The 17,579-nt window shown below is 67.4% G+C and carries 22 protein-coding genes and 5 pseudogenes; 13 read left to right on the forward strand and 14 right to left on the reverse strand.

From position 1 onward, the window contains the following. Positions 1-306: 306 nt before the first annotated feature. The 6 genes and pseudogenes from PKE79_RS10890 to PKE79_RS10915 form a co-directional block, all read right to left on the reverse strand. A complete protein-coding gene (locus PKE79_RS10890) occupies positions 307-615 on the reverse strand; it encodes an alpha/beta hydrolase (protein ID WP_271173725.1) in 309 nt (102 codons plus the stop codon). An 83-nt stretch (positions 616-698) separates the two neighbouring features. After that, positions 699-1,004 (reverse strand): annotated as a pseudogene (locus tag PKE79_RS16690) (alpha/beta hydrolase); the annotation flags it as partial. A 48-nt stretch (positions 1,005-1,052) separates the two neighbouring features. After that, on the reverse strand, positions 1,053-1,532 hold the full coding sequence (locus tag PKE79_RS10900; protein ID WP_271173727.1) for a nucleotidyltransferase domain-containing protein: 480 nt from the start codon (positions 1,530-1,532) through the stop codon (positions 1,053-1,055). Between the two features lie 11 nt (positions 1,533-1,543). After that, positions 1,544-1,846: a HigA family addiction module antitoxin gene (locus tag PKE79_RS10905; protein ID WP_271173728.1), complete on the reverse strand. Its 303-nt coding sequence runs from the start codon at positions 1,844-1,846 to the stop codon at positions 1,544-1,546. After that, on the reverse strand, positions 1,833-2,114 hold the full coding sequence (locus PKE79_RS10910; protein ID WP_271173729.1) for a type II toxin-antitoxin system RelE/ParE family toxin: 282 nt from the start codon (positions 2,112-2,114) through the stop codon (positions 1,833-1,835). The genes PKE79_RS10905 and PKE79_RS10910 overlap by 14 nt, the downstream gene beginning before the upstream one ends. 336 nt (positions 2,115-2,450) lie before the next feature. Continuing rightward, positions 2,451-3,131: a TetR/AcrR family transcriptional regulator gene (locus tag PKE79_RS10915; protein WP_179628897.1), complete on the reverse strand. Its 681-nt coding sequence runs from the start codon at positions 3,129-3,131 to the stop codon at positions 2,451-2,453. Positions 3,132-3,198: 67 nt separating this feature from the next. Here PKE79_RS10915 and PKE79_RS10920 point away from each other — a divergent pair, with 67 nt between their 5' ends. The 4 genes and pseudogenes from PKE79_RS10920 to PKE79_RS16695 form a co-directional block, all read left to right on the forward strand. Then, complete coding sequence (locus PKE79_RS10920) at positions 3,199-3,954, forward strand: SDR family oxidoreductase (RefSeq protein ID WP_179628898.1); 756 nt, start codon at positions 3,199-3,201, stop codon at positions 3,952-3,954. A gap of 14 nt (positions 3,955-3,968) precedes the next feature. Continuing rightward, positions 3,969-4,298, forward strand: a complete 330-nt coding sequence (locus tag PKE79_RS10925; RefSeq protein ID WP_091513676.1) for a nuclear transport factor 2 family protein — start codon at positions 3,969-3,971, stop codon at positions 4,296-4,298. Between the two features lie 140 nt (positions 4,299-4,438). Beyond that, positions 4,439-5,566, forward strand: a complete 1,128-nt coding sequence (locus PKE79_RS10930) for a low temperature requirement protein A (protein WP_271173730.1) — start codon at positions 4,439-4,441, stop codon at positions 5,564-5,566. Positions 5,567-5,630: 64 nt separating this feature from the next. Then, positions 5,631-6,008, forward strand: a pseudogene (locus PKE79_RS16695) (hypothetical protein); the annotation flags it as partial. 11 nt (positions 6,009-6,019) lie between these two features. Here PKE79_RS16695 and PKE79_RS16815 read toward each other — a convergent pair. Then, on the reverse strand, positions 6,020-6,475 hold the full coding sequence (locus PKE79_RS16815) for a MarR family winged helix-turn-helix transcriptional regulator (protein ID WP_271173732.1): 456 nt from the start codon (positions 6,473-6,475) through the stop codon (positions 6,020-6,022). 66 nt (positions 6,476-6,541) lie between these two features. On the opposite strand from PKE79_RS16815, the gene PKE79_RS10945 reads away from it, so the two are divergent. Beyond that, positions 6,542-6,916: a VOC family protein gene (locus PKE79_RS10945; RefSeq protein ID WP_022883067.1), complete on the forward strand. Its 375-nt coding sequence runs from the start codon at positions 6,542-6,544 to the stop codon at positions 6,914-6,916. On the opposite strand, the pseudogene PKE79_RS10950 reads toward PKE79_RS10945, so the two are convergent. After that, positions 6,894-7,703 (reverse strand): annotated as a pseudogene (locus PKE79_RS10950) (helix-turn-helix transcriptional regulator). The gene PKE79_RS10945 and the pseudogene PKE79_RS10950 overlap by 23 nt on opposite strands. Before the next feature lie 262 nt (positions 7,704-7,965). Between PKE79_RS10950 and PKE79_RS10955 the strand changes: the two are divergent. Then, positions 7,966-8,789 (forward strand): annotated as a pseudogene (locus PKE79_RS10955) (IS3 family transposase). A gap of 19 nt (positions 8,790-8,808) precedes the next feature. On the opposite strand, the gene PKE79_RS10960 reads toward PKE79_RS10955, so the two are convergent. Together PKE79_RS10960 and PKE79_RS10965 are read right to left on the reverse strand one after the other, a co-directional pair. Further along, positions 8,809-9,150: a hypothetical protein gene (locus PKE79_RS10960; protein ID WP_271173733.1), complete on the reverse strand. Its 342-nt coding sequence runs from the start codon at positions 9,148-9,150 to the stop codon at positions 8,809-8,811. Between the two features lie 109 nt (positions 9,151-9,259). Further along, complete coding sequence (locus PKE79_RS10965) at positions 9,260-9,757, reverse strand: M15 family metallopeptidase (protein ID WP_271173822.1); 498 nt, start codon at positions 9,755-9,757, stop codon at positions 9,260-9,262. Between the two features lie 134 nt (positions 9,758-9,891). On the opposite strand from PKE79_RS10965, the gene PKE79_RS10970 reads away from it, so the two are divergent. The 5 genes from PKE79_RS10970 (at position 9,892) to PKE79_RS10990 (ending at position 13,889) form a co-directional block, all read left to right on the forward strand. Then, positions 9,892-10,557: a response regulator transcription factor gene (locus tag PKE79_RS10970; RefSeq protein WP_091513665.1), complete on the forward strand. Its 666-nt coding sequence runs from the start codon at positions 9,892-9,894 to the stop codon at positions 10,555-10,557. Between the two features lie 65 nt (positions 10,558-10,622). Beyond that, a complete protein-coding gene (locus PKE79_RS10975; protein WP_309299972.1) occupies positions 10,623-11,672 on the forward strand; it encodes a sensor histidine kinase in 1,050 nt (349 codons plus the stop codon). A gap of 258 nt (positions 11,673-11,930) precedes the next feature. Further along, positions 11,931-12,431 (forward strand): TetR/AcrR family transcriptional regulator, encoded by a 501-nt coding sequence (locus PKE79_RS10980; RefSeq protein WP_271173734.1) that lies wholly within the window; start codon positions 11,931-11,933, stop codon positions 12,429-12,431. Between the two features lie 161 nt (positions 12,432-12,592). Beyond that, positions 12,593-13,207, forward strand: coding sequence for a TetR/AcrR family transcriptional regulator (locus PKE79_RS10985; RefSeq protein ID WP_271173735.1), 615 nt, complete (start codon positions 12,593-12,595; stop codon positions 13,205-13,207). Next, positions 13,200-13,889, forward strand: coding sequence for a YqeB family protein (locus PKE79_RS10990; protein ID WP_271173736.1), 690 nt, complete (start codon positions 13,200-13,202; stop codon positions 13,887-13,889). Before PKE79_RS10985 ends, PKE79_RS10990 begins: the two co-directional genes overlap by 8 nt. Before the next feature lie 189 nt (positions 13,890-14,078). On the opposite strand, the pseudogene PKE79_RS10995 reads toward PKE79_RS10990, so the two are convergent. Next, positions 14,079-14,943 (reverse strand): annotated as a pseudogene (locus PKE79_RS10995) (IS5 family transposase). A 96-nt stretch (positions 14,944-15,039) separates the two neighbouring features. Here PKE79_RS10995 and PKE79_RS11000 point away from each other — a divergent pair. Both PKE79_RS11000 and PKE79_RS11005 read left to right on the forward strand, forming a co-directional pair. Continuing rightward, positions 15,040-15,414: a TNT domain-containing protein gene (locus PKE79_RS11000; RefSeq protein WP_271173737.1), complete on the forward strand. Its 375-nt coding sequence runs from the start codon at positions 15,040-15,042 to the stop codon at positions 15,412-15,414. Positions 15,415-15,437: 23 nt separating this feature from the next. Further along, positions 15,438-15,863 carry an immunity protein Imm33 domain-containing protein gene (locus PKE79_RS11005; RefSeq protein ID WP_271173738.1) on the forward strand — a complete coding sequence of 142 codons (426 nt, stop codon included), beginning with the start codon at positions 15,438-15,440 and terminating at the stop codon, positions 15,861-15,863. Here the strand turns inward: PKE79_RS11005 and PKE79_RS11010 are convergent. The 3 genes from PKE79_RS11010 to PKE79_RS11020 form a co-directional block, all read right to left on the reverse strand. Continuing rightward, on the reverse strand, positions 15,827-16,453 hold the full coding sequence (locus PKE79_RS11010) for a hypothetical protein (RefSeq protein WP_271173739.1): 627 nt from the start codon (positions 16,451-16,453) through the stop codon (positions 15,827-15,829). The genes PKE79_RS11005 and PKE79_RS11010 overlap by 37 nt on opposite strands. A 72-nt stretch (positions 16,454-16,525) precedes the next feature. Continuing rightward, the gene (locus tag PKE79_RS11015; RefSeq protein ID WP_271173740.1) at positions 16,526-16,873 is read right to left on the reverse strand and encodes a hypothetical protein; all 348 of its coding nucleotides are present in this window, start codon (positions 16,871-16,873) and stop codon (positions 16,526-16,528) included. A 24-nt stretch (positions 16,874-16,897) separates the two neighbouring features. Next, a complete protein-coding gene (locus tag PKE79_RS11020; protein ID WP_271173741.1) occupies positions 16,898-17,257 on the reverse strand; it encodes a hypothetical protein in 360 nt (119 codons plus the stop codon). Between the last annotated feature and the right edge of the window lie 322 nt (positions 17,258-17,579).

Here is a 17,579-nt window from a genome sequence, read left to right on the forward strand (position 1 = left end):
CGAGGCCATCACCGCCGAGGTCGCTGACCGCGCTGGAGTCCCCTCTCGCAGTAGTGAACAGTCGCGCACGCCACCTTCAGCGGCGTGATCGCTGCGATCTGCTCCCTGACTGATCCTCGGCGCGGTCCGGCTCGTCGTGCCCCTGCAGGTTGATCCAGAACTCCGCCGAGGTGCCGAAGTACGTCGCGAACCACCCGATTACCTTCGACCAGGGGATAACGCAACGCGTCAACAGCGCCTACACGTTGAAGCGGAACTCCACCGAGTTCCGGCACGTACGACCATCTGCATCACCGGCGGGCCCGTTCACGTGGCGTTGGCGATCTTCTCGGCGGCGCAGCTGAGCGCTTCGCGGGCTTCCGGAAGCTGCGGGACGCCGACGAAGACGTGGAACGCGTCGGGGTAGAGGTGGAGCCCGGCCCGCGTGCCGGCGGCGACGGCCTTGTCGACAAAGCACTGTGCGTCGGGAGCGAACATGTCATTACCGCCCTGGAACACGGCGATCGGTGGCAGGCCCTCGAGCGTGTCGTTGATCGGGCTGATCCACGGGTCGGTCGTCGGCCGGGTGCCGGCCCAGCGGTCGGCGGCCCAGCGGAGGCCGTCGCTCCCGAGCATGGGGTCGCGGGGTCAATGGCGACGATCTCAGGGTTGGTCATGCTGGCATCGACCCACGGCGAGAACAGCAGCACGGCGGCCGGCGCGGTCTGGTGCTCGTCGCGTGCTCGCAGGGTGTAGGCCATCACGATGGCAGCGCCCGCGGAGTCGCCGGCGATCACGAGTGGAAGCCCGGACGCGACAACGGTGTCGTACACGCGGGGCAACTTCGGGTACGCCTCGTCACCGGTGTGCTCGGGCGCGAGCGCGTGCAGCGGGACGGTGATGCGCATCGCGGTGTGCTCGACGAGACGCTCGATGATGTGCCAGTGCGGCTTGACGAGGGGGTGCACGTATGCGCCGCCGTGGATGTAGACGAGATCGCCAACGGGTTCGGTGCTCTTCTCCACTGAGTTCCGGCACGGACAACCATCTGCGTCAACTGCCCGCCACGGACCTCAAGAGTGGTCGGCGACCAACCTGCCAAGCACGTCGAGATCGTGGCGGTCCTCCGCCCGGAGGTCGTAACCGAGCCTCAGCGCCATGAGTCGCGCGGCGCACGCGACAACCACCGGGCGATCTCCGATCACTCCGACCGCGCGCTCGCGCGCTCGGTGGACAAACGTGTCTTCACCGAAGCCCTGCTGGACCCCGTCGCCGACACAGTCCACGTCCATTGGATGGATGTCGACCGCCCTGTCGCCGGCGCGCAGCTCAACTCGGATCGGACGCCAGTCCTCCACGATGCTGTATCCGCGACCGAGCAACCATTCCATGAGGGCGTCGACCGTCGTCGAGTCGACGAACACATCCAGATCACCATGCGATCTGGTCTGGGAACCGTGCAGAGCGTCAACGGCCCATCCGCCGTTGACCTGATAGACGACTGATCGCTCCTCGAGCCAGCCAACGACTCGGACTACCTCAGCGGCGTCCATCCCGCTGAAGGTCATGCGGATTGCAGCGGCGCGATGGCGTCGATCTGCTCAGCTGCGCGATCCTCTGCGAGGTCGAGATCGTACTGCGCCTGCAGGTTGAGCCAGAACTGGGCGGACGTACCGAAGTACTTGCCGAGCCGCAGCGCGGTGTCCGCCGTGATCGCGCGCTTGCCGTGGACGATCTCGTTGATCCGCCGCGGGGGCACGCCGATCGAGACGGCGAGCTTGTTCTGGGTGATGCCGAAGGCCTCGACGAAATCCTCCATGAGGACCTCGCCCGGGTGGATCGGCGCGAGCTTGTCAGTGGTAGTCAACGATCTCCACCTCCTCTGGTCCGGCGTCGGTCCACGTGAAGCAGATCCGCCACTGGTCGTTGATCCTGATGCTGTGTTGTCCGGCTCGGTCGCCTTTCAGTGCTTCGAGCCTGTTCCCTGGCGGCACCCGAAGGTCATCGAGCGACTCCGCGGCTCCCACCTGACGAAGCTTGCGGAGGGCGACCCGATGGATCCGAGGATCGATCGAGCGCACCCGCTCCCGTCGCCAGAATCGTTCGGTGTCCTTGTCCCCGAACGACCTGATCACCCGTCCAGTGTATAACGTCGCACGTTAATAACGCTACACGTTAAACCGGAACTCCACCACGTCGCCGCGGTTGGCGAATGTTTGTTGACCTCGCGCCCCGGTGGCTCCGTAGCTCGCCCGTGACGGAGTCCGGGACCTCGGCCAACTTCCGCTCCTTATGCACGCCGTTGGGGCGCGTCCGGTCCGCGGGCCTGGCCTCGATCGTGGACCGCGTCACGGACTTGCAGGTCGGCGCTACGGGCCAGGACCGCCGCGAGACCTCGAGGGCGTCGGCGGCGTCCACGGCGAGGCGCTGTGGAGTCGAACGTGTGCTCGCCTCTCGATCAATGCGGGCGGTCAGGAGACTTCCCTGCTCAACTTGCCCAGCCATTCGACGAGCAGCTGAGTCTCGGTGGCGCCCAGGATGTGTGGATGTGCAGCGGCAACCTCGATCGCCGCGTTGAGGGCGTCTCCCTGTCCGGTCGCCGTGCCGGTGATCGCCGCCATCACTCCCTCGCGCACAGCGTGGCTCAACTCCGGGTCCGGCTGCGCAAGGATGATCTGGCGCAGGGTGACGCCGATGTTCGAGACGAGGACATGGGCTGCGGCCTGATCCGGCGACACCGCCAGGCGACCCTGATCAGCGGCCCGCGAGGTGAGCCCTTTCAGTATCTCGTTCGCTCTCGACTGGCCGGCGGGCGAGTGGCCCGGGCTGACCTTGCCGTACATGAGGGTGTAGAAGCCCGGGTTGGTCAGGCCGAATGCGACGTGGGCATCCCATCCGGCCCGTATGTCCTGGATCGGGTCTCCTGAGGACTCCATCGCCGCCTTCTCGCCGAGGTAGAGGTCGAAGCCGTGCTCGACGACGGCGTCGATCAACCCCTGCTTGGAGCCGAAGAAGTGGTACAGGGTCGGCATCTTCACGCCCACCGCGTCGCATACCGCGCGCAGGGAGAAGTCCTCGCCGGGCGAGGCGGCGATGAGGTCAGCGGCAGCGGAGATCAGCCTCTCCCGTGTATCACTCGACGCCATCTCCATAATGTCGCTATAGTACCGTATGTAGCCACGCTACATTGATACATACTGGTGACACAGAGGAAGCACGATGACCGAGCACACTCTCGCAGGAAAGAACGTCCTCATCGCCGCGGGCGCGAAGAACCTCGGCGGCCTGATCGCCCGCCAGGCGGCCGAGGCCGGGGCGAACGTCGCGATCCACTACAACTCCGATTCGACGCGCCCGGACGCTGAGCGGACCCTTGCCGCTGTCGAGGCCGCCGGGGTCAAGGGCGCGATGTTCCAGGGTGATCTCACCGTCCCGGCCAACGTCGAGCGGCTGTTCGCCGATGCGGAGGCGGCGATCGGGAAGATCGACGTCGCCGTGAACACGGTCGGCAAGGTGCTGCGCAAGCCGATCGTCGAGACGACTGAAGACGAGTACGACTCGATGTTCGACATCAACTCCAAGGCCTCGTACTTCTTCATCAAGGAGGCCGGCAGGAAGCTTGCCGACGGCGGGAAGGTCATCACAATCGTCACCTCGCTGCTCGCGGCGTTCACCGACGGGTACTCGACCTATGCCGGCGGCAAGTCACCTGTGGAGCACTTCACCCGTGCAGCGGCGAAGGAGTTCGCTGAGCGGGGCATCTCGGTCACCGCGATCGCGCCGGGGCCGATGGACACCCCGTTCTTCTACGGGCAGGAGACCCCTGAGCGGGTCGAGTTCCACAAGTCGCAGGGCATGGGGAACCAGCTGACCAAGATCGAGGACATCGCACCCATCGTGCGCTTCCTCGCGACCGAGGGCTGGTGGATCACCGGGCAGACGATCTTCGCCAACGGCGGCTACACCACTCGCTGACAGGGAGGGATGAGATGACGGACCTGACGATCCCCGAGCCCGTGTCGTCGTTCATCGACGCCGTCAACCGACACGACGAGGCGGCGTTCCTCGGAGCGTTCACCCCGGACGGCGCGGTCGACGACTGGGGCCGCGTGTTCACCGGACGCGACGAGATCAAACGATGGAGCGACAAGGAGTTCATCGGGGCGCGCGGCACGCTCGCCGTCGAGGAGGTCGACGTCGCGGGCAGCACGATCACCGTCGTCGGCGACTGGCGTTCGAACTACGCCAACGGACGCTCCACGTTCATCTTCGACATCGCAGGCGACAAGCTCGCGAAGATGACCATCCGCGAGGGCTGAGAACGCTTCTTCGTACCTCGAGCGGGCGTCTAGCATCCGGACGCCCGCTCGAGGTGCGCCACCACAGCTTTTCCCACGACCCGGAGGTATCCCCGATGGCCACCGCTGCACTCGCCCGCCCCGGGCACCGCCGCTCCGAGGTGGGCCCCGTCGAGCTCTTCTTCGACCTGGTCTACGTCTTCGCGATCATCCAGCTGTCGCACCTGCTGATCGAGCATCTCTCCTGGGAGGGGGCCGCACAGACCGTCGTGGTGTTCGCCGCGGTGTGGTGGGGTTGGAACTACACGACCTGGGCGATGAACTGGCTCGACCCCGGTCGCACACAGGTCCAACTGCTTTGCGGAGTGCTCATGCTCACGGCGCTGGGCATGTCCATCGCCATCCCACGTGCGTTCGAGGATGCGGCCTGGCTCTTCGTCGGCTGCTACCTGCTCATGGGCGTCATCCGCCCGGTCTTCATGATGATCGCGTACCGCGGTCACCGTCTCGCGGCCAACTACCGGATGCTGCTGCTGTGGACCCTCCTGGCGGGTGTGTTCTGGGTGCTCGGGGCGGCACTGCCCGCAGAATCGAGACTCGCCCTGTGGGTGGTTGCGGTCGTGGTCGACTATGCCGCGCCCCTCGCGCAGTACCGCATCCCGGGGCTCGGCTCCGCTCCGATGGAGCACTGGGACACCGATGCCGACCACCTCGCCGAACGCAACCGCCTCGTGTTCATCATCGCGCTCGGAGAGTCGATTCTGCTCATGGGCGGCAGCATTGTCGCCAGCGGACAGCTCACTGGATCACTTGCCTTGAGCGCAGTGATCGGTTTCGCGTCGCTGTTCGTCCTCTGGTGGAACTACTTCGCACTCGCAGGCCCGGAGACTCGCGGCGGCGATTCCTCGACGGCGGCACTGCGTTCGGCGTATGCGTACGCTCACGCGCTCATGGTCCTCGGCGCAATCCTCGTCGCGGTGTCGATCGAGCTGAGACTCTCGCACGACCACCTCACCCCTGCCACCGTCCTGGTGACATCGGCCGGACCGCTCGTCTACCTCGTCGGCAACATCCTCTTCCTCCGATCCCGCTTCGGACGCCTCGCCCGATCCCGCTTCATCGCCGCCGCAGTGCTCATGGTGCTGACATTCGTCGCGATGCCGCTGGCCAGACACCTCCCAGTGAGCGCCTTCAGCGTCGCCGTGCTCGCCGTGACCGCCACTCTCGCAGCACACACGGCCTACACCGCGCGACGCCAGGCGCAAGAGGACTCTCCACAGCAAACTTGACCGGTCATTCAAGAATGGCTGTTCTTGGAGCATGGTCGGGGTTGCGCAGTTCGATCGGCACGAGATGCTGCTGTCCTCCGCGCGCACCTTCGCCGAGCACGGCTTCGAAGCGTGCAGCGTGAATCGACTTGTGGACGTGCAGGCCACGTCGGATGCCGCTGAGGTGCTGTCTGCAATAGGGCATCGTGTCGTGCGTGTGCGGCCCACCGAAGAGGTCAGGAGGGTCGGCTCCGTCTTCGGCGCGATCGCCGTGGCACATCTGGCCAGGCTCCTGAGCGATGGAGAAGGCCTCGATCCGGATGTGCTCGAACCGGTGACTGCAGAGGTCGTGCGGGCGGGGCGGAGCATGACAGCCGTCGAACTCCTGCGTGTCCTGACGGAACTGCACGCTCTCAGCTACGCCTTCGCCGATCACTTCTCGGGCGTCGACGTCGTCCTGTCCCCCACGACAGCTCAGCCTCCGCCGCTCATCGGGACGATGAGTGCATCCCGACATGCGCTGAGCAGTGCGTGGAGCTCGTTGCGCTGCTCCTGCCCGAGGTGCTCGGTCATGGCGCCGACGACGTCCGACACCGCGTTGTCGGCGCGTGCCAGGATTTCGGTTGCCGCGTGAGTGAGCATGGCTCCGCGTTCACGACGCGGGCCGGGCTCGGGGGCCCGCTCAACGAGGCCCTGCCTCTCCAACCCTTGAACGAGCACGTTCATCGACTGGCGCGACACGAAGGTGCGCCGAGCCAGCTCTGATCCGGTGATGCCGGGCTCTTCGTGCAGGTTCCGCAGGCAGGCGTACTGAGAGACGCTGAGCCCGAGTGGACGCAGCACCTCATCCATCCGCTGGTTCAAGACGGCCTGGGTCTCCTTGATCAGCACGCCCAGCTGATCCGGAGACACGTATCCTCCCGACTTCATGTCAACAGTTTGACACACAATCCAGTCAGTGTCAGTATGTTGACACCCCGATGATTGGAGAAACTCATGAACAGCACGACCAGCGGCCCGGACTTCGTCTCGTTTCAGGTGCGCGATCTCGAGGCCTCCGCAGCGTTCTACGAGCACACCGTGGGCATGGTGCGGCTGCCTGCGCCGAACCCGGACGCCGCGGTGTTCTCGGCAGGGGACGCGACCTTTGCAGTGCGCGTCCCATTGCCTGGTGTCGACCTCGACGCCATCCCTCAACCGGGCGCCGGCATCGGCGTCTGGTTTCGCAACGAGGACGCGGCTGGCCTCCACGAGCGACTGAGCACCCAGGGCGTGGTGATCGTGCAGGGGCCGCTCGAAGGACCGTTCGGCACGCAGTTCTCCTTCCGAGACCCCGACGGCTACATCGTCACGGTGCACTCGAAGGGCTGATCCGCCGGTCGGCGCCGGCCGGCGCGCTCGCGGTCGGCGCCGACGCGAGAAGCCGCAGCGCGTGCTCCGACGGGCTTACCGTCTCAGCGCGGTAGACGAACACCGTCTGTTCGGGGTCGTCGCCGGGCGTGAGCGCCTGATAGGTGATGGTGAGCTCGCCGACGAGCGGATGGCGGCAACTCTTGGTGCCGGCGCTGCGTCGGTGGACGCGCTTGCGCGCCCAGAGGCGTCAGAAGTCGGGGCTGTGGATCGCCAGCTCGCCGACCAGGCGGCCGAGCGCCGGATCATCGGGGTGGTCCCCGGCGTCCATGCGCAGCATCGCGGCGGTATCGGCCGCGACCTGTCCCCCGTCGGCGTACAGGTCTCGTGCATGCGGGTCAAGGAAGACGAACCTGGCCTGGTTGCGCTCGGACACGGGCATGCCCTCGAAGTCCGCGATGAGCAGGCCGGCGAGGCGGTTGTGCGCCAGAACGTCCAGGCGTCGGCCGAGGACGAAGGCCGGTCGCAACGGGGCCTCGAACACGTCCAGGAGCGCCCGTGTCTCCGGATGCAGCCGCTGCGGTTTGTCCGAGCGCGGACGGGCTGGCCGCTGCCTGGCGATGGCGTGCATATGCATGCGCTCGGCGTCGTCGAGCTGAAGCGCTCCGGCGATCGCGTCAAGGACCTCTGGTGATGCGCTCTTGCTGCGCCCCTGTCCCAGGCGGGTGTAATAGTCGACGCTCACGCCGGCCAGCATCGCGAGCTCCTCCCGCCGCAGCCCCTCCACCGGGGCGACGCCCGGCAGCATCGGAGATCCCAGCACGCTCGGGTGTCAGACGACCCCGTGCTGCGCGAAGGAAGTCCGCCAGTCGGGGTTCCGGGTGCTCGGGCATGTCTCCAGTTTCCCAGGTGTCACGGCGGCATGACGACGCGAAGGGTGCCCAATCTGTCCTAGGTACCACCGGGCCTTCTCCATGTCGTCATGCCTTTCGACGATGGATGGGCCGCGTACGGCGGCGCATGTTCCATCGGAAGGAAACTGAATCGACCTCAAGCAAGGATGGAACTCGATGAACAGGGAGTATTCGCCGGAGATGCGTGAGCGGGCGTTGCGGATGCTCGCGGAGACGCGGCCGTCGCACCCGACGATGATGAGCGCCGTCCGCCATGTGGCCGGGCTGTTGGGGATGAGCCCGGAGACGCTGCGGCTGTGGCAGCGGCGGGCCGAGGTCGGCGCGGGTGTGAAGCCGGGGCTGACGACCGATGCGGCGGCGGAGATCAAGCGGCTGCAGAAGGAAAACGCCGAGCTGCGCAGGGCCAATGAGATGGCGTCAACCGGCGGTTCACCGCCGACGCGCCACGCCGGCTCTGGGTCTGCGACGTGACCTATGTCGCGACGTGGTCCGGGTTCGCGTATGTCGCGTTCGTCACCGACGTCTACTCCCGCCGCATCGTGGGCTGGAACGTCGCCGCGACGCTGAAGGCCGAGATCTTGCCGCTGCAGGCGCTCGACATGGCCGCGTGGGACCCCGACGGCGACCTCACCGGGCTGACGCATCACTCGGACCACGGCTCGAACTACATGGCGATGGTCTACACCGACCGCGTCGTCGAGCTCGGCGCCATGCCCTCCACCGGGACCGTCGGCGACTCGTTCGATAACGCCCTCGCGGAGGCGGTCAACGGCCTCTACAAGACCGAGCTGATCCGTCAGCGCGGACCGTGGCGAACCGTCGAGCAAGTCGGGCTCGCGACGCTCGAGTACGTCTGGTGGTGGAACAACCAACGCCTCCACGGCGAGCTCGACATGCGCACCCCGATCGAGGTCGAAGACGCGTACTACGCTGACCTGGAATCAGCCAATCCGGCACCTGCTGGACAAGGCTCCCGATAGGAACGAAAGTCAGGCCGATTCAGTCGAAGCCGATGAGCCGCTGCACCGCTTCCTGCCGCGCCGACCAACGAGCATCGGCGGCGGCGCGTCGCGACCCAGCAAGCGCCTCCTTCGAGCGCCTGTTGGACCAGTAGGTGCCGATGCCGGCGACGACCAAGGAGAGAAAAACTGTGGCCCCGAGAGTCCGGGCCCGAAGGCCCGAATAGTCACCGGGGCGTACGCCTTCGATCCTATCAGTGCCGGCTACTCGGCCACTCCTCCGCGACTTCAGGTTCTGCAGGTACCCCTCGGCCATCGCCAGGGCCACCTCGGCCTGCACGAGCTCATGCTCGCCCTCGCCGATCCGGCCCTCAGGCACCATTTCCTGATTGGCTGTCGGCGAAAGCAGACCCCACGGGACAGGCGGGGCGACTCGGCCCTCATGCACTGGCGGCGCTTTCGTTGCCGGCGTCATGAGCTCGGGTCAGGCCTCAGGCGCTGTTGCGCGGGTCGAAGCTCGCGTCCCAGTACGGCTTCGGGCACCCGTCGGCACTCGCCCCCTCGCGCAGTTCGAAGTGCCACGGTTCGTTGTCGAAGATCTGGCACAGGTCGTAGCGCGCGCCGTTCTCCTGGAGCCACGCTGCGGCATCCCAGTAGCCGATGTCGATGGCCTCGCCGGTCGTGTGCGCCGATCCCTCGGGCGTCGCGACCCAGCGGGCGGCGGCCGACTCGGACCCGTGCTCTTGGACCGCCTCCTCATAGAGGCGCTGCTGATGCTCGACCGAGCGCCAGCCGCTGTTGACGAAGAACTCGATGCCCTCCTCGGCGGCGTCGGCGGAGGCCGCCCGCACGGCCGCGACGAGGTCGGGATCGAGGTTCGTGATGCCGGGATACGTGTCGTCGAGCGTCGTCTCTTCCGGCAGGGTCCCGTCGGCGAACCGCGGATCCGCGGAGTCGGGAGCCGCCCCGCAGGCGGCCGCGCCGAGCATCACTGCCACAAGGGCACTGGCAGACAAGATGCGCTTCGTGAATGTCATACCCCCAGCTCACGCGGGCGCGTGTTGCGAGAGCGTATGCCGTTTTCGATACGCGGACGATATGTGCGCGTTCGTACGATGGGCGCATGCGCGTGCTGATCGTCGAAGACGAGCCCCTCCTCGCCGAAGCGGTCCGTGACGGGCTGCGCCTGGAAGCGATCAGCGCCGACATCGCGCGCGACGGCGACTCGGCGCTCGAGGCGCTGTCGGTCACGGAGTACGACATCGCGCTGATCGACCGCGATATCCCCGGCCCATCCGGCGACGAGGTCGCCCGCCGGATCGTCGCCTCAGGGGAAGGACCGGCGATCCTCATGCTGACGGCCGCCGACCGGCTCGACGACAAGGAGACCGGCTTCGAGCTCGGAGCCGACGACTACCTCACGAAGCCGTTCGCGATGCGCGAGCTCGTGCTGCGGATCCGCGCCCTCGCCCGACGCAGAGACCGACGGCGACCGCCGATCCTCGAAGCCGCAGGACTGCGCGTGGATCCCTTCCGCCGCGAGGTCTACCGTGACGGCCGCTACGTCGCCCTCACCCGCAAGCAGTTCGCCGTCCTCGAAGTGCTCGTCGACGCCGCCGGGGGCGTGATCAGCGCCGAGGAGCTGCTCGAACGCGCATGGGATGAGAACGCCGACCCGTTCACGAACGCCGTGCGCATCACCGTGTCATCCCTGCGCAAACGCCTCGGCGAACCGATGCTCATCGAAACGGTGCCTGGCGTCGGATACCGCATCGCGGTGCCGTCATGACGCTTCTACGCAGCGCCCGTGCGCGCCTCGCCCTCAGCTACGCGCTGATCGTCATCGTCGCCGGCGTGATCCTGCTCGCGCTCGTGTGGCTGTTCTTGCTGCGCTATGTGCCCGACGACGCGATTCCCATGCGAAGCGGGTTCGTGCCGAACCGGTCGGACCTGGGCCGCGCGTTCTGGCCGCGCGCTGCGTGGGCCTTCGCCTTCCTTGTGGCGTTCGGGCTCATCGGCGGATGGTTCCTGGCCGGACGGATGCTCTCGCCTCTGCAGCGCATCACCGCCGCGACGAGAGCCACGGCCGCGGGGTCCCTGTCGCACCGAATCCGGATGACCGGGCGCGACGACGAGTTCGGCGAGCTCGCGGACGCGTTCGACAGCATGCTCGCCCGCATCGAATCACACGTCGCCGAGCAGAGGCGCTTCGCCGCGAACGCCTCACATGAGCTGCGCACGCCCCTGTCGGTGATGCGATCGGTGCTCGACGTCGCACGTGACGACCCTGACGCGGATCCGCGCGTCGCCCTCGAGCGCCTCGCCGCGACGAATGACCGCGCCATTGCCGTGGCAGAGGCGCTGCTCGCTCTCGCTTCTGCCGAGCGGGGCATCGACAAGCGTGAACCCATCGATCTGTCGTTGGCTGCCGAGGCGGCGGCCGAAGAGCTTCTGCCGCTTGCCGAGCGCAACGACGTCACGTTGGACCTGTCAGGCGACCGCGCCGACGTGCGCGGGGACCCTGCCCTGCTGGGCCAGCTGGCGACGAACCTGCTGCACAATGCGATCGTCCACAACACAGCGGGCGGCTGGGCACGCGTGGCGACGTCGTCGACCCATGGCGAGGTCACCCTCGTGGTGGAGAACACCGGCGAGGTCCTCGACGACGCGACCGTGTCGACGCTTGCGGAGCCGTTCCAGCGCGGATCCGAGCGCACACGACGTGACGACCACTCGGGAACGGGACTCGGCCTGGCGATCGCACGCGCGATCGTCGACGGCCACGACGGCACGCTGACGCTGCAGGCCCGCACAGATGGCGGCATGCGGGTCGAAATACGACTGCCTGCCGCCGATCAACGGCCGACCTCTGCGCCGGAGGACCAACGCGGTGGAGGATGGTGATGCCGTCGGCCGTCACGACCGGCGTCAGGCGGCCTTCCCGGCCCGCCGCGCCTCAAGGTGGTGCTGGGCCTTCGCATCCCAGGGCACGCGGTCCGGCGAGAGGAAGACCGCGCCGATGCGGCGCGCATCCCGCAGCCCGGCAGCGCGGTTGGCGGCGGTGTGCTCGCCCTCGACGTCGTATAAGGGCGGCCGAGCACACCTAGTGTGGAGAAGATGGGACGCCGACCGTATGACAGTAGGGACAGGCTCATCGCCGCGATGAGCCACCTGATGTCCGAGCGGGGCTACACCGCCACCAGCCCGAGGATGGTTCTGGACCGTGCGGGACTCGGCAGAGGCAGCCTGTACCACCACTTCGACACCAAACAGGACCTCGGACTCGCGGCGATCGAGACCATGCGCCCTCGACATGTTCGGTCCCTGGCGAAGTTCCTCGACTACCAGCCCTCCGCCAGCGACTACCTGGCCCACGCGCTCACGGTCACCTTCGACAAGCGCGACGGCCAAGCCCTCATCCGCCTGCTCGCCGACCCCACTGTCGGGGCCAGTCCCGAGCTGGGCGCAGCCGTCAAGCAGTGGCGGGCCGACATCCAAGCCGCCAGTGTCAATGCGCTGCGAACCGATGAGCACGACCAAAAGAAGCCGCGGTTGGCGGGTGAGCTTACGTCGATCGTTCGAGCCCGCAGTGCCACGGTGCTCGGTCACGCGCTGCTCGGATTGTCCTCCTGGATCCCGCTGACCCCTGACCAGACTCCCTGAGTCCGCGGTGGGCATGTGACGTACCGGCCCGCCGTGGCGGCGAGCGCGGCGTTACGCCGGCACCGCGTTGCTTGACGTGGACCCCACAGCCGGCAGGTGGGTTGTCCTGAGTCATGCCCCCATCGTATTCTTTGACTGACTGATCAGGTAATGATTGGAGAATGGTGCCGAGGCGAGCTGATCCGGAGCGGATCGCGCAGAAGCGGGAGCAGATCGCCGTGGAGGCTGGCCGTCTGTTCGCCGCTCAGGGCTATGACCGCACGAGCGTCGCGGAGGTCGCCAAAGCGGCCGGCACGAGTCCGGCCAGTGTCTTCTACTACTTCGAGGACAAGGCTTCCTTGTTCCGGGCGGTGTTCGAGCGTGACCTGCCTGCCGCCGAGGCGTTGATCGCCCGTCATGTCAAAGCGCCCGACCCGGTGACGGCGATCTTGGACGTACTCGACGCCCTGGCCCGAGACGCCGCCGACCCGTCGGCCTCGGGCATGCTGATCGAGCTGCTACGCCGCGCTGGCGATGACCCCAAGCTGCTCGCCGTGGTGGGGCGCACCGCAAACGTCATACGTGAGGGCCTGGCCGCGCTGATCTCTCGCGGGATCACCGAGGGAGCCATCGACCCGGACCTGGACGCCACCGAGACGGCGGCCTGGTTGCAGGCCATCGTCGATGCGACCTATCTCAACGCCCGTCCAGGGCACTCCCCACATATCGAGTTGCACCGCACCGTGCTGGGTTACCTCAACCCTCCGCAAGGCCGCCAGGAGGAACCTAATGGCTGAGAACACCGTCAACGTATCGATCCCACGGCGATGGATCGTCGGCATGCACGCGGCAGGCGCACTGCTCGGCTTCGGCGCCGCCTTCGTCATCGGACCGCTCGTGACCTGGCTGCTCGGGCTCGCCGGTGACGCACCCGGTCCGCTGCGCTTGGCTGCGGGCCTGCCCCTGGTCTGGGCGATCCCGGTACTCACTCTGGCTGGGCTCGGTGTCGGGTTCTGGTTCGCCAAAGAGTGGCAGAAGGAGAACGGCACCATCACCGTCACTCCCGAGGGAGTGACGGTGCACCGTGCCGGGAGCAACCGCTACGTCGCTCGTGAACGCATCGGCGGTGTGTTCACCGACGGTCGCGACCTTGTCGTCACCGACAGCGCCACGAACGAACTGCTGCGCGTCAACACCGACAAGGTGCTCGTCGACAGGCTGCGCGACGCCTTCGAACGCTTCGACTACCCCTGGCAAGGAACACGAGACCCCCACGACCACGCCTTCGCCACCTGGGTCGACGGCAGCGGGCTGCTGGATGCCCGCACGCACGACCTCCTGCGAGCCCGGCAACGTGCGCTGGCCGACAAGCGTCCCGGCGCCGCCGAGGACGCCCGAGACGAACTCCGCAACCTCGGCATCGCCGTACGCGACCGCCACGGAGCCCAGCAGTACCGGGTCATCGGGCGCGGCGAGTAGTAGCCAGTCGACAGAGGAGAACTCGAACGCATGCATCCGGCAACCCTCACGGACTGTCGTGTAAGAGCCCCGAGATCCCTATGCGAGGCCTGAATGAGTGCCAGTACGGACCTATAGCCGCTTGCACCCGCTCCATCCGATCGCCGACGGCGCCGGTCAGTTACCACTGCGCGAGACTAGGCCGTGTTGCTAATTCCATTGCAGAGCGGCGGAGAGGCAGAGTCCTGCCGCGTATGACCGGGCGGTCTTGTCGTAGCGGGAAGCGGGTCCGCGTCACTGCTTCACGAAGTTGAAGCACCGCTCGACGACGTTGCGGCCCTTGTAGCGCTCCCGTTGGTCATCGCCGGAGTCGATCGGACGGCCCGGCCGCTTGCGACGGTGCGCGGTCTGGTCGTCGCGTTCGGGGATCGTGGCCTTGACGCCGCGCTCGCGCAGCCAGGCCCGGTTCTTCTTCGACGGGTAGCCCTTGTTCGCGAGCACCCGGTCCGGTCTCGTGCGCGCGGGCTCCCGGCCGGGGATGTGGATCTCGTCGAGTACGCAGGTGAACATGCTCGTGTCTGCGACCTGCCCGCCAGTGAGGACGAACGCCAGCGCCCGGGCCTTCCCGACGCAGACGAGATGGATCTTCGTCGTCAAACCACCCCGTGACCGGCCGATCGCGTGGTCAGGAGGCTCTGGCCCGGACTTCTTGTAGTTCGACGGATCCCCCTGTGACCCGGGGCAAGGTCGCGCCATGCTGATGGACACGCGCGATCGAGGAATCCACCGACACGACCCAGTCGATCTCGCCAGCCAGCGACGCCCGCTTCTGCACGTGGGTGAGCAGGTCCTCCCAGACGCCGTCGCTCGCCCACCGGCGGAAGTTCTTGTAGATCGTGTTCCAGCTCCCGAACCGATCGGGCAGGTCTCGCCACGCAGATCCCGTGCGGAACCGCCACGCGGTCGCCTCGACCACTGTGCGCCGATCCACCGGACGACGGCCCCGTGTCCTCGCCGGCGGGAACACGTCCCGGATCAGCTCCCAGACCTCGTCCGTGATGACATCTCGCGACACGACTCAAGGATCACCCAAGGGTCCGAACCAGCATTTAGCAACACGGCCTGGGTCGTCCAGCCGCTGCCGCCCGTCGCGCAGTTCGCCTCGGCCGACGTGGAGCAGGCCATCAACGCGGCGACGCCGCACCTCGCGGACCTCGTGGACCGCACACAGCGCGAGACGCTGCTGATCCAGTTGCCGGTCGGCCTGCTCGTCGACCGGATCGGCGTGCTCGACGGCACCCAGTTCTTCCCGTACGGCACGAGCTTCGAGGCGCGAGCACTGCCGCCGACCGCACTCGGCGCGGGCGCAGACCGGCACATGCTGCTCACCCGCGCGAATGTGCTCGTGCGCGTGGGGGTTGCCCAGCCGTGGTTCGGCCGCGCCGGCGGCGGGCTGCGGATGACGCTCGCAGATGACTTCGTCGGCATCCGCGATCTCGTCGCCCAGGGCGTGCTCGAGCGCTTCACGGTCGCCGGCCAGCGCTGACCCGAACCGAGGAGCTACAGGCCGTGGATTACCCGATCTGCATCGAGAACGCCGGCACGTGCCTCGTCACGAGCAGCGTGCTCGGGCGCGAGGCGCGCGTGCAGTTCATGGTGCGCGAACCGTCGGCCGCGCCGGGCGACACCGGCTGGCGCTTCATGAGCCAGATCGACACGGATGAGACCCTGCAGGATCCGTCGGCCTGGCATGTCGTCGACTACAACCTGGCCTGTGCGCTGGAACCGGCGCTGATCGGCATTTGGAGCTTCGAGGTCGGATCGGACCTGCAGCTCGTCGACGTCGATGGCCGGCCGCAGATCTGGGACACCCCGAGCGGTCAGGAGATCTCGTACGAAACCTCTATCTGCCGCCCGCGCCGCCCGCCTGAGTCGTCCCGCGATTCGCCGGATCGCTGTCAGATCGGCAGTTCCACGTCGTCCGCGTCCGGGTAGTTGCCGGTCCGCTTCACCGGCACGGGCGAGACCGAGCGGGTCGCGGCCTGCGCCTGCTCGAACTCGAGGTCACCCAGGTACGAGCCGAACGGGAACTTCACCGTCGACCCGTCGGTCTTCGTGACGATGACGTTGTGATAGCTGCGGCCCGAGTTCGCCGCGAGCCGCTGCCCGATCCGACGGCCTGCCGCGGCCGCCGTGCCGGTGGCGTCGGTGCTCAGCTCGAGCGTGCGCCGGAAGGCGATGCTCGCGATCTCGCTCCACGGGATCACGCGGTCCGCGAGCGTCAACTGCTGCGTCGAGACCGCGAACACCAACCCGTCCGGTCCGACCGAGCGCAGGCTCGTCGCGCGCGCATGCCGAGCCCAGAGGATCGCGCCGACGACGATCCCGAGGAACACGAGCGTGAAGATGACGCCCGCGACCGTGACCGGCTCACCGTCGATGAGCGGCTTCAGCACGCCGAGCCACAGGAAGAGTACGCCGAAGGCACCCGGGATCAGCGAGACCAGCACGATGCCCCGCTCCGCCTTCCGGGCACGCGCGGCGTGCGCGGGCGTGGCGTGCAGACGGATCACATCGACGGCCATGCTCAGATCCTACTGAACGCCGCCGACGTCGCCGGCTCACTGTCCACCGGATCCTGGTCCGCGTCGATGGCATCAGCGATAGCGGGCCATCCAGCTCTGGTAGATCCGGTAGAAGATGTCCCGGTCCGAGGTGTCCCCGACAGGTCTGAGCTGGTCGGGCTCCTCCGGATCGCGCGAGAGCGTCGAGTAGTACGCCAGGCCGAGCTCCTCGTTGCGATAGCGCTGCCCCTCGTAGCTCTCGGTCAAGACCTCCTCGCGCTCCTGGCTCGCGTTCCACACGGTGCGTTGCACGCATGCCGCCGCCCGAGTCCAGCCCGGGTGCTCAGCCGGCAGCCCCGCTCCGGCCAGAAGCGCGCGGTCCGAGTCGCGAAGCGGCCGCGGCTCGCTCCAGAACAGCGTGTCGTACCAGTCACCCATCATGGCTCCCGTCGAACTCGTGCCGGGTCACCAGCCCTCGCACCCCTGGCAGGCCGCGCCGAGCTCGTTGAACCCGGTCTCACGATCCGTGAACAGCGTCTCACGATCCGTGAACAGCTTCCACGACGCCGCGCCATCCCCGGCCTCGAGCGCCTCCATCATCTTCCGCAACGTCTCCGACGCCGTCGCATGCCACGACAGATACCGCGGAGAATCGATCCCCGTCGTCCCCTCCGCCAACACGGCCGAGACCTGATTGATCGCCGCCATCGCCCGCGGCACCGCCTTCGGATCCATCACCGCCCGGATCCCCGACAGCGTCAGATCCGTCACCGGCTGCCGCAGCGCGTCACACCGCGCCACCAGCGCAGGCTCGTTCACCTCCACAGGCCTGTCCCTCCCCTCACGCGGCGTTCGTCGCCAGCACATTGGCGACGGATTCGACGTCGGTCAGCTCCGCGAACGGCACGGTCGCCTCGAATGCGCGCGCCCCCCGCCGTGAGGGGGTAGCGGTAGCCGCGGAACTCGAGATGCACGGCGTCGGAGAATCGACGGGGAATCCGCCGTCCACTGCGATCTCTCTCGACCATGATCAGTGCTCCGTCATCGTGATTCGTGTCCAAGGCCGCGGACCTGCCGTTCCGGGACATCGTCGAAGGCGGCTCGCACTTGCACGGCCGACCGTCCCAGTAAGCGCACCGGCCCGGAC

It is taken from the genome of Microbacterium barkeri (assembly GCF_027921765.1).
In the GTDB taxonomy this organism is placed as follows: Bacteria; Actinomycetota; Actinomycetes; order Actinomycetales; family Microbacteriaceae; genus Microbacterium; species Microbacterium barkeri.

Excerpts from the sequence above, each read along its gene's own strand:
- PKE79_RS10985 (WP_271173735.1), top strand. The coding sequence starts at position 12,593 with ATGGTGCCGAGGCGAGCTGATCCGGAGCGGATCGCGCAGAAGCGGGAG.
- PKE79_RS11010 (WP_271173739.1), bottom strand. The coding sequence starts at position 16,453 with ATGGCCGTCGATGTGATCCGTCTGCACGCCACGCCCGCGCACGCCGCG.
- PKE79_RS10970 (WP_091513665.1), top strand. The coding sequence starts at position 9,892 with ATGCGCGTGCTGATCGTCGAAGACGAGCCCCTCCTCGCCGAAGCGGTC.
- PKE79_RS10965 (WP_271173822.1), bottom strand. The coding sequence starts at position 9,757 with ATGCTCGGCGCGGCCGCCTGCGGGGCGGCTCCCGACTCCGCGGATCCG.
- PKE79_RS11015 (WP_271173740.1), bottom strand. The coding sequence starts at position 16,873 with ATGATGGGTGACTGGTACGACACGCTGTTCTGGAGCGAGCCGCGGCCG.
- PKE79_RS10915 (WP_179628897.1), bottom strand. The coding sequence starts at position 3,131 with ATGGAGATGGCGTCGAGTGATACACGGGAGAGGCTGATCTCCGCTGCC.
- PKE79_RS10960 (WP_271173733.1), bottom strand. The coding sequence starts at position 9,150 with ATGGTGCCTGAGGGCCGGATCGGCGAGGGCGAGCATGAGCTCGTGCAG.
- PKE79_RS10920 (WP_179628898.1), top strand. The coding sequence starts at position 3,199 with ATGACCGAGCACACTCTCGCAGGAAAGAACGTCCTCATCGCCGCGGGC.
- PKE79_RS16815 (WP_271173732.1), bottom strand. The coding sequence starts at position 6,475 with ATGAAGTCGGGAGGATACGTGTCTCCGGATCAGCTGGGCGTGCTGATC.
- PKE79_RS10890 (WP_271173725.1), bottom strand. The coding sequence starts at position 615 with ATGCTCGGGAGCGACGGCCTCCGCTGGGCCGCCGACCGCTGGGCCGGC.
- PKE79_RS10925 (WP_091513676.1), top strand. The coding sequence starts at position 3,969 with ATGACGGACCTGACGATCCCCGAGCCCGTGTCGTCGTTCATCGACGCC.
- PKE79_RS10900 (WP_271173727.1), bottom strand. The coding sequence starts at position 1,532 with ATGGACGCCGCTGAGGTAGTCCGAGTCGTTGGCTGGCTCGAGGAGCGA.
- PKE79_RS10945 (WP_022883067.1), top strand. The coding sequence starts at position 6,542 with ATGAACAGCACGACCAGCGGCCCGGACTTCGTCTCGTTTCAGGTGCGC.
- PKE79_RS10990 (WP_271173736.1), top strand. The coding sequence starts at position 13,200 with ATGGCTGAGAACACCGTCAACGTATCGATCCCACGGCGATGGATCGTC.
- PKE79_RS10980 (WP_271173734.1), top strand. The coding sequence starts at position 11,931 with ATGAGCCACCTGATGTCCGAGCGGGGCTACACCGCCACCAGCCCGAGG.